Here is a 6,171-nt window from a genome sequence, read left to right on the forward strand (position 1 = left end):
AAAAGGCTCTTAAACAACCAAAACAAAGCGCAATTTGAAGTATTTAACTTAGGGACCGGAAAAGGGAATTCTGTTTTGGAAGTTATTCAAACTTTTGAAAAAGTAACCGGTAAAAAAGTGAACTACAAATTTGTAGACAGACGAGAAGGTGACATTACTTCGGCTTATGCTGACACTACCATCGCCAATAAAGAACTTGGATGGAAAGCTGAACTCACTTTAGATGACGCCTTGATTTCTTCATGGAAATGGCAGCTTACGCTTTAGTTGGTTGTTGGTTTTTAGTTGTTGGTATTTTAGAATATTGAGTTGTATTTGTAAATTGGCTAACCATCTCATTGACTAATGGCATTTCCTTTTAATTTTATTATATTGTCCGGAATCGTCCATTATTCATAAATATTAATTACTATGAAGTATTGAAATTCCTTTTTTGTTTTGTTCTTTTTTTCATTGCCAAAAAAAGAACAAAAAAAGGCTAGTCTGATTATCTTTTTCTGTAAAATTAGCTCATTTTTTACGCTACATCACCCAGACCGCTTTGGGTATTTTGGGTTCTTCGCTTTCAGCTCAGTTGAGAACTTATCATAAGCTCTTTGGGTTGCTACGTCAGCCAACGCTAAAAAAACAACCTATTTTACAACGAAAAACATCATAGGACGGGTTTCTTTGTTTTTATTTTTCTGAAGATGATTTTGGATTTTTAGTTTTGAGTTTTTAGTTCTTAGTTGTTGGTTGTCGGTTATTTGGTTAAACGGTTATTTGGTTGTTAGTTACTTTTTAATTTTCAACTTCCCAACTTTTAATTTTTAACTTCTAACTAAAAACTTCTAAATGAGACTATTCTGCGCTGCTTGCGTTAACGGATCTGTCTATTTTTCGCACCAAGCCCTGCAATACTTTTCCCGGACCGACTTCAATAAATTCTGTTGCGCCATCGGCAATCATTTGTTGGATGGTTTGTGTCCAGCGTACAGGTGCCGTTAATTGGAGAATTAAATTTTCCTTAATTTCAACTGAATCCTTAACTGCTTCTGCAACCACATTCTGATAAATCGGACAAGTGGGTTTATGGAATATTGTATTATTAATGGCTTCAGCCAGTTCTTCCCTTGCAGGCTCCATTAAAGGAGAGTGAAAGGCACCGCCAACAGGCAATTTAATCGCACGCTTTGCCCCTTTTTCAATCATTGCCGCACAAGCTTTGTCAATAGCCTCCAGTTCTCCTGAAATTACCAGTTGTCCCGGACAGTTGTAGTTTGCCGCAACCACCACACCATCAATACTCGCACACACTTCTTCCACAATGGCATCATCCAATCCCAAAACAGCCGCCATGGTGGAGACTTGCATTTCACAAGCCTTTTGCATGGCCAACGCTCTTTTTGAAACCAATTTAAGTGCGTCCTCAAAAGACAAAACCCCATTAGCCACCAAAGCTGAAAATTCACCCAAAGAATGCCCAGCCACCATTTCAGGCTTAAAATCATTTCCTAAAATCTTGGCCAAAATTACTGAATGCAAAAATATGGCGGGCTGTGTCACTTTCGTTTGCTGCAATTCTTCTGCAGCACCTTCAAACATGATATCTGTAATGCGAAACCCCAAAATTTCATTGGCCTCTTCAAAAAGTTTTTTTGCCAACGGAAATGTATTGTATAAATCCAATCCCATTCCTGTATATTGGGCGCCCTGACCCGGAAATATATATGCTTTCATTTTTTTTGTTTTTTATTTGTCAAATTGAACGCTTGGCATCATTCTTTTGTCTGGCAGACTATTTTGTTGCTGGCGTTTCATATTTATTTATTTGAATAGCAAAAATAAGCATAATTTTTATATTGTTGTTGGTTACTGGTTATTGGTTGTAACAATATTAGTTTGTTTTGTTCTTTTTTCCATTGCCAAAAAAAGAAATAGGGCGGAACGTTAAGAAAATGTTCTGTGAACATTTTTAGCGACGAGCCAGCCGGCGCGATGGGGATTCTGATGATCTTTTTCTGTAAAATGAAATTCATTTTTTCTTCATCATTTTGTTCATTTTTGTCTTGACACAAAAACCCTTCGGCTGCGCTCAGGATAAACCAAGCCAAAAAAGTCAAGCCTTGGATTTTCGCCGGTCAAATTGGTTTTTGAATCCTAAAAGAAATTAGGAGCTTTTTGCCAATGCGCCATCTGGCCCTTTCACTAAAAACAGCCACTGGCTATTTTTATGTTCCGTCCTCTTTTTACGGATTCTTCAAACATTTGACGCTCGCCTCCAAATCCTATGGCGGTTTTTTTAATTGTAATGTTAAAGATTGATTGTCTAAATTATTTTATCCTTTGATCCTTCATCATAACCTATAAGGTTAAACATTTACTCATCCCTCATTTATTGGTTTTTGTATTCGTGAATCTCGTTCTTTGATTTGTTTTTAAATTATATTTTGAAATGACCTTTTGACTTTTGACTTTAGACTTTCAGCTTTGAACTTTGAACTTTGGGGATTAGGCGGTTATTTAATTGTCAATTGAACTTTATACCCTTCGCTGTTTCTGATGTTAAATACTGTTCCGTCTTCAAACAATAAATACTGGCCTTTTATGCCCATCAGTTTTCCTGAAAATACCTGGGTGTTTTCCAGATTCAATGTTTTTATTTTGATGGGATATTTGATCACAGGATACTCGATGCTTATAATTTTTCCGTTGTTCGCCAAAAAATAGGGTTGGGCTTCCTTGGGAATGTATTTTTTTAATTTTTCCCTTTCTTCAATTAAATCTAAATCCGCTATTTCATTTTTCAACATTTTTTGCCAGCTCGTTTTATCGGCAACATGGTCTTTTAAAGCAACTTCCGTAATTCCCGCCAAATATCGGTTAGGCACTTCCAATATTTCAATGGCTTTTGACGCGCCTTGGTCTATCCACCTGGTCGGTACCTGCGTTTTACGGGTTACCCCCACTTTTACATTGCTCGAAAGCGCCAGATAAACGATGTGTGGCTGCAATTGCACTTTTTCTTCATATTCCAAATTACGGTCTCCAATTCCTAAATGTGCCGTACTCAATTCAGGTTTCATAATCCAGTCGCCTACTTGGGCGCTTTCATAAAAGCATTCATAACAAAACCCTTGTCTGAATATTTTCTTTTCCATTCCGCAATTCAAACACTGATAACCTTCAAAATGAATTTCAATATGGCGTCCCAACAGCTGGTTCAAATTCAGAAAGTCATTTTCCACTTCTAAATAATAGTGCACATCATCATTTAATTCCGTCCTCATCTTTTTTAAAACAGTATGGTATTGCATCGTAATTTTTTAGTAAATTTAAGGTCTAAAGATACTTAATAAAATATGTCCTATCCAATAGTTAATTCAATAATTTCGTGGTTTTTAAAGAAGCGGAAACACCAAATGGAATTATTTTTAAAATATCCGATTGATGTTCAGGAAGAATTGCTTTATAATTTATTGGAGAAAGCCCAGGATACCGAAATTGGGAAAAAATATCAATTTTCATCCATGGCCTCCTATGATGAATTCACCAAAAACGTTCCCATTCAGCAGTATGAATCCATTGAACCCCTTATTGAACGAACCAGAAAAGGGGAACAAAATGTATTTTGGCCCACGCCTATAAAATGGTTTGCAAAATCGAGCGGTACTACCAATTCAAAAAGCAAGTTTATTCCTGTAAGTGAAGAAGCTTTGGAAGATTGCCATTTCAAAGCAGGAAAAGACATGCTTGGCCTGTATTTCAATAATAATACTAATGCTCAACTATTTACAGGAAAAGGTTTGCGTTTGGGAGGAAGCAGTGCCGTTTATGAAGACAACAACTCTTATTTTGGTGATTTATCGGCCATTATTATTGAAAATCTGCCCTTTTGGGCCGATTACAGCAGTGCGCCAAAACTGGAAACCGCATTAATGGAAGAATGGGAAAGCAAAATGAAAGCCATTGCTGATGAAACCATTGATGAGGACATTACCAGTTTGGTTGGTGTGCCTTCATGGATGCTGGTATTGCTAAATTATGTTTTGGAAAGAACAGGAAAAACCAACATATTGGAAGTTTGGCCAAACCTCGAAGTCTATTTTCATGGTGGCGTAAATTTTAATCCTTACCGGGAACAATTTAAAAAACTCATTCCGAAATCGGATTTTAAATATTTTGAAACCTACAATGCTTCCGAAGGTTTTTTTGCCATTCAGGATGTCAATAATTCATTAGACTTGCTGTTAATGCTTGATTATGGAATTTTTTACGAATTTATCCCTATGGATAAATTTGATGGAGAAAACTCAATCGCCATTCCGCTTTCCGAAGTAAAACTTAATACAAACTACGCGATGGTCATTACAACCAATGGCGGGTTGTGGCGTTATTTAATTGGGGATACCGTAAAATTTATGTCTTTAGACCCTTTCCGAATCAGAATTACAGGAAGAACCAAACACTTTATCAATGTTTTTGGGGAAGAATTGATTATTGAAAATGCCGAAACTGCCCTAAAACAAGCCTGCTTAAAAACCGGTGCCGAAGTTTCTGAATTTACTGTTGCCCCTATTTTTATGGTGGATGAAAAAAGCGGAGGCCATGAATGGCTCATTGAATTTAGAACCGCTCCTGAAAATCTCAATTATTTTACGGAATTGTTAGACAATGCGTTAAAGGCCATCAACTCAGATTATGAAGCAAAGCGTTATAATAATATGGCCCTGGCGATGCCCATCATTAACTGCGGACGAAAAGGACTGTTTTATGATTGGCTAAAATTAAACGGGAAACTGGGCGGACAACATAAAGTTCCCCGATTGTCTAATTCAAGAAAACACCTGGAAGAGTTGTTAGAACTGGCTGAAGCCCATTAAATTTTACGTTCTATGACGTAATTGACCATGGTCATGAGTGAGTCTTTGTAGGGTGAATCAGGATAACTTACTAGGAGTTCCAAAGCTTTGGACTGGTATTCTTTCATTTTCTCCGTGGCATATTCAATACCCCCTTTTTCTTTTACGAAAGCAATAATTTCTTTTACACGTTTTTTGTCGTTGTGGAACTTTTTAACCGATTTTATCAGCCAGCCGCGCTCCTCTTTGGTACAGTTATTCAACACATAAATAAGGGGCAAGGTCATTTTTTGTTCTTTAATATCAATACCGGTCGGTTTCCCGATTTTGGCATCAGTATAATCAAATAAGTCGTCTTTAATTTGAAAAGCAATCCCGATGCGTTCCCCAAACAAACGCATTTTTTGAATTTCTTCTTCAGAACTTCCCACAGAAGCCGCACCAATACCGCAACAGGCTGCTATTAAAGTGGCTGTTTTTTGGCGGATTATTTCAAAATAAACAGCTTCAGTAATGTCGAGTCGGCGTGCTTTTTCAATTTGAAGCAGTTCCCCTTCACTCATTTCCCTTACCGCCACCGAAATCAGTTTTAATATGTCAAAATCGTTGTTGTCAATGGAGAGCAATAAACCTTTGGACAATAAAAAATCGCCAACAAGCACGGCTATTTTGTTTTTCCATAGGGCATTTACAGAGAAAAAGCCTCTTCGTTTGTTGCTTTCGTCCACCACATCGTCGTGTACCAAGGTTGCTGTATGAATCAGTTCAATGACAGAGGCGCCGCGGTAAGTACGTTCTTCAAATCTACCGCCCGAGACCATTTTGGCCACCAGAAAAACAAACATAGGACGCATTTGTTTTCCTTTTCGCCTTACGATATATTGTGTTATTCTGTTTAACAATGGCACTTTTGTAGCCATGGAGTCTTTGAACTTGCTTTCAAAGAGTTCCATTTCTTCAAGAATGGGTTGTTTTATCTGTTCTATAACTTTCATAGGTGTACAAAAATAGCAGTTTATTTTTATCATGATGCTTCGTTGCAGATAATTTGTTTAAAAAACCAATTTTATTTATTTTTTGCAGGTGTGCTTAGCATTCATTTCACTTTTGAACTCTTAAAGTAATTGACACATTTTTTATTTAGTTGTTCTTTACTTTTTTCCATTGATGAAAAAAGTAATAGGGCTGGTTTCTTTGTTTTGATTTTCTGAAGATGACTTAACTTTATTCATCTTGTTTTTTAACGTGTCTTTGCGAACGCAGTGAAGCAAGCTGTCGTTGTGAACAAAAAAATATTGTTTGGAACTCCATCAACATGTTTTGTTCATTT

General features: G+C 36.8%; 4 protein-coding genes and 1 pseudogene. 2 read left to right on the forward strand and 3 right to left on the reverse strand.

The genetic code is table 11. From position 1 onward, the window contains the following. A pseudogene (locus tag ABY285_RS12010) lies at nt 1-267 on the forward strand (UDP-glucose 4-epimerase GalE); the annotation flags it as partial. Nucleotides 268-840: 573 nt separating this feature from the next. Here ABY285_RS12010 and fabD read toward each other — a convergent pair. Next, a complete protein-coding gene (gene fabD, locus ABY285_RS12015) occupies nt 841-1,719 on the reverse strand; it encodes an ACP S-malonyltransferase (RefSeq protein ID WP_372770378.1) in 879 nt (292 codons plus the stop codon). Nucleotides 1,720-2,498: 779 nt separating this feature from the next. Then, nucleotides 2,499-3,296, reverse strand: coding sequence for a DUF2797 domain-containing protein (locus tag ABY285_RS12020; RefSeq protein ID WP_372770380.1), 798 nt, complete (start codon nt 3,294-3,296; stop codon nt 2,499-2,501). Nucleotides 3,297-3,341: 45 nt separating this feature from the next. Here ABY285_RS12020 and ABY285_RS12025 point away from each other — a divergent pair, with 45 nt between their 5' ends. After that, nucleotides 3,342-4,862 carry a GH3 auxin-responsive promoter family protein gene (locus ABY285_RS12025; protein ID WP_372770382.1) on the forward strand — a complete coding sequence of 507 codons (1,521 nt, stop codon included), beginning with the start codon at nt 3,342-3,344 and terminating at the stop codon, nt 4,860-4,862. On the opposite strand, the gene ABY285_RS12030 is transcribed toward ABY285_RS12025, so the two are convergent. Continuing rightward, nucleotides 4,859-5,836, reverse strand: coding sequence for a polyprenyl synthetase family protein (locus ABY285_RS12030; protein ID WP_372770384.1), 978 nt, complete (start codon nt 5,834-5,836; stop codon nt 4,859-4,861). The genes ABY285_RS12025 and ABY285_RS12030 overlap by 4 nt on opposite strands. Between the last annotated feature and the right edge of the window lie 335 nt (nt 5,837-6,171).

The sequence above is a fragment of the Lutibacter sp. genome (assembly GCF_041555395.1).
Lineage (GTDB): Bacteria > Bacteroidota > Bacteroidia > Flavobacteriales > Flavobacteriaceae > Lutibacter.